This window comes from Allobosea sp. 05T422_2 (assembly GCF_056396265.1).
In genome coordinates, this window is record NZ_JBFTLD010000406.1 from 1 (window position 1) to 3,615 (window position 3,615).

Here is a 3,615-nt window from a genome sequence, read left to right on the forward strand (position 1 = left end):
ATCGTGGCCGGGTTGAAGGTCATGGCTCCCATGCCGATGCCGCCGGAGGCCGCGCCGGCAAATGCCATGCCGAGGCCCTCGGCACTCGTTCCACTGCGCAGCGAAAACGAACTTGCCGAAGCGACGCCGGAAACCAGAAGAGCAGCGACTGAAACGGTAGCAGCGGCGGTGTAGCGAACCATGCTCTTCATCGAGTACCCATCCCTAGGATTGACGTTCTTTCGGGCAAATCACCCGCTTCGCCGACGAACATGCCGCGCTCGCGTTTCTGCCGCAATCCCGCCCTGAACGGCACAATTTCGCCATGCTTCTCCATGTGCTTGCACCGCAGCAGGCAGAATCGGCTAAAAATMCGCCGATTCCTGCAGTGCCGATCAAGTCAGCGCGTGAAAAAGATCGTTTATATGCGAACTATCACAAGTTTTGCGCAGGTGGCAGTTCTACGAGCCTACGTCTAATGGTTGCAGAAGCCTTTGCTTTGGCGACGGCCGTTGCATTCCCGCAACAAGTTTCGGGGCCCCCCTGTGCAGTCGCGTCATGCGCAGGAACCGCTTGCCTCGGGCGCCCCGTCCGCACAGGATCGCGCACCTTTGATCATATCGATTGAAACGGGGGAAACGACGTGAAACTGGTACGTTATGGCGCTTTCGGCCAAGAGAAGCCCGCGCTGCTGGACTCCAAGGGCGTGCTGCGCGACCTGTCAGGCAAGGTTCCGGACATCGCCGGCAAGGCGCTGACCTCGGCCTCGCTTGCGGCACTGAAGGCGCTCGATGCCGAAACGCTCCCCGAGGTTCAGGGGACGCCGCGCATCGGCGCCTGCGTCGGCGATGTGCGCAATTTCATCGCTGTCGGCCTCAACTTCGCCGACCATGCGGCTGAGACCGGCGCGCCGATCCCGGCCGAGCCGATCCTGTTCAACAAGGCGCCGAACTGCATCGTCGGCCCCTATGACGACGTCACCATCCCGAAGAACTCGAAGAAGACCGACTGGGAAGTCGAGCTTGCGATCGTGATCGGCGATGGCGGCTCCTATATCGCCGAGAAGGACGCCATGGCCGCGATCGCAGGCTTTTGCGTCTGCAACGACGTCTCGGAGCGCGAATTCCAGACCGAGCGCGGCGGCCAATGGGCCAAGGGCAAGGGCTGCCCGACCTTCGGCCCGCTCGGCCCCTGGCTGGTGACCCCCGACGAGATCGCCGATATCCAGAATCTCGGCATGTGGCTCGAGGTCGATGGCGAGCGCGTGCAGAACGGCTCGACCAAGACGATGATCTTCGGTGCCGCCTATCTCGTGCACTATATCAGCCAGTTCATGCGGCTCGATCCGGGTGATGTCATCACCACCGGCACTCCGCCCGGCGTTGGTCTCGGCTTCAAGCCGCCGCGCTTCCTGAAGGGCGGCGAGGTCGTGGCTCTCGGCATCGACGGCCTCGGCACGCAGAAGCAGAACTTCGTCCCCTACAAGGGCTGAGATAAAAAGACGCCGCCATGGCTGCTTGACCCAACCATGGCGGCGTTGCCCACACCGCAAATAATGTCGCTCACAGCTGCCATGGAGGCAGCCAAAGCGGCGGGGACTAGTCTCGGGTCTCGTGTCGTAAAGCCACCAGTCGCCGCAGCGACGTGACATTACGCACAACCGATCCCCCGATAGAGGCCATCCCTCCCCATATCGGCTACCCCCATTTGGGGGACGTCAAGGCAAAGGGTCATCACGACCCCGTCAGCTGACCATAGGTCATGACCGCAGCGGATTGCCCGCGCTGCTCCCCTTGCCTCAACGGAGAAGGCCCCGCTTGGGGCCGGGCCTTTCGCCTTTGCGGACGATATCCGGCTCGATGATCTAAGCTTCGCCGAGCCCGAGCATCAGGCGGATATTCTGGACCGCAGCGCCCGAGGCGCCCTTGCCGAGATTGTCGAGCTTGGCGACGAGCACCGCCTGCCGCAGCTCCTMATTGCCGAAGACCCGCAATTCGAGCTGGTTGGTGTCGTTGAGCGACTCCGCTTCCAGCTTGCCGCCGGCCTCGGCCGGAACCACCTTCACATAGGTCGAGCCGGCATAGCGCGCCGCCAGCGCGTCGTGCAGGTCGGCGACCTTCGGCTTGCCCGGAAGCGTGTCGAGATGCAGCGGTACCGAGACGAGCATGCCCTGGCGGAAATTGCCCACGGACGGCACGAAGATCGGCCGCCGGGTCAGGCGCGCGTATTCCTGCAGCTCCGGCAGGTGCTTGTGCTTGAGCCCCAGCCCGTAGAGCTCGAAGGACGGGGCGACGCCCGCCTCATAGGCTTCGATCATGCTCTTGCCGCCGCCGGAATAGCCGGAAACGGCATTGACCGTCACCGGATGATCCTGCGCGAGCAGGCCCGCATCGACCAGCGGCCGCAGCAGGGCGATGCCGCCGGTGGGGTAGCATCCGGGATTGGAGACGCGGTTGGCATTGGCGATTGCCGCGGCATGGCCGGGGGCGAGTTCGGCAAAGCCGTAGACCCAGCCCGGCGCGACGCGATGGGCAGTCGCGGCATCGACGATCTTGGGAGCGTCCGCGCCGAGTTCGTCGGCGAGCGCCACCGATTCCTTCGCTGCCTCGTCAGGCAGGCAGAGCACGACGAGATCAACCCCGGCCATCATCGCCTTGCGGGCGGCCGGATCCTTGCGCTTGTCGGGATCGATGCTCTTCACGACGACCTCCGGCAGCTCTGCCAGCCGGTCGCGAATGCCAAGGCCGGTGGTGCCGGCTTCGCCGTCGATGAAGATCGATTTCAGATTCTGGCTCATCAGGGCCTCCGAAAGCGCGCTCGCGCTCATTGATAGGTCAGCATCAGGCATAAAAAAACCGCGCTCCGGGCGCGGTTCGCGGACAATTCGGGGTTCAGCCGAGCGTCATCGCGGGCGCGCCGGGGCGGCCTGGTTGGTGCGACGTCGGATCGAGCACATGAACATGACGCTGATATGTGGGAGGGCGCCGCCCCTGTCAATCGGCATGTGACGCGACGTTGCCCTGCGGGGCACGGCAAGCCTCTCGCCCGACGGGGCGAAGGCTTGCGTCATGCCAGATTTGCCAACAGATTGAATCGCTTGGTGCACGCGGCTCGTAAGTCGATTCAGCCCGCTCGCACAGCGATTCAACCGGCCTTCTTCTTCAGCGCCAGCGCCTGGATGTAGTGTTGGGCCACGGCGGCACCGGCGATCGCCGTCGCGTCGGCATGGTCATAGGGCGGGGAGATCTCGACGATGTCCATGCCGCGGAAATCGAGATCGCGGATGGCCCAGACCATGCGCAGTGCCTGCGCCGCAGTAAAGCCGCCGGCAACGGGCGTGCCCGTGCCCGGCGCGAAGGCCGGATCGAGCGCGTCGATATCGAAGGTGAGATAGGCGGGGCCCTGCCCGACGCGCTGCTTGATGCGCTCGACGACGCCATCGACGCCGAGCTCATGGGCTTCATAGGCGCCAAGCACCTGGATGCCGCAATCCCGGGGCGCAACCGTGCGGATGCCGACCTGGATCGAGCGATCGACATCGATCAGCCCCTCGCGCACCGCCTCCAGCATGAACGTGCCATGCGAGACAGCGCCGACGCCATCGTCCCAGGTGTCCTGATGCGCATCGAATTGGAC

Annotated in this window: 3 protein-coding genes and 1 pseudogene; 1 reads left to right on the forward strand and 3 read right to left on the reverse strand. The window is 64.3% G+C overall.

All coding sequences use genetic code 11. The features are described from left to right. A pseudogene (locus AC1DJT_RS35070) lies at positions 1-191 on the reverse strand (transporter); the annotation flags it as partial. A 431-nt stretch (positions 192-622) separates the two neighbouring features. Between AC1DJT_RS35070 and AC1DJT_RS35075 the strand changes: the two are divergent. Beyond that, the gene (locus AC1DJT_RS35075) at positions 623-1,471 is read left to right on the forward strand and encodes a fumarylacetoacetate hydrolase family protein (protein WP_441508362.1); all 849 of its coding nucleotides are present in this window, start codon (positions 623-625) and stop codon (positions 1,469-1,471) included. Positions 1,472-1,843: 372 nt separating this feature from the next. Here the strand turns inward: AC1DJT_RS35075 and argC are convergent, their stop codons facing one another. Together argC and AC1DJT_RS35085 are read right to left on the reverse strand one after the other, a co-directional pair. Then, positions 1,844-2,776, reverse strand: a complete 933-nt coding sequence (gene argC / locus AC1DJT_RS35080; protein ID WP_476835897.1) for an N-acetyl-gamma-glutamyl-phosphate reductase — start codon at positions 2,774-2,776, stop codon at positions 1,844-1,846. Positions 2,777-3,123: 347 nt separating this feature from the next. After that, on the reverse strand, positions 3,124-3,615 hold a 492-nt coding region (locus AC1DJT_RS35085; protein WP_476835898.1), incomplete at its 5' end, for an arginase family protein.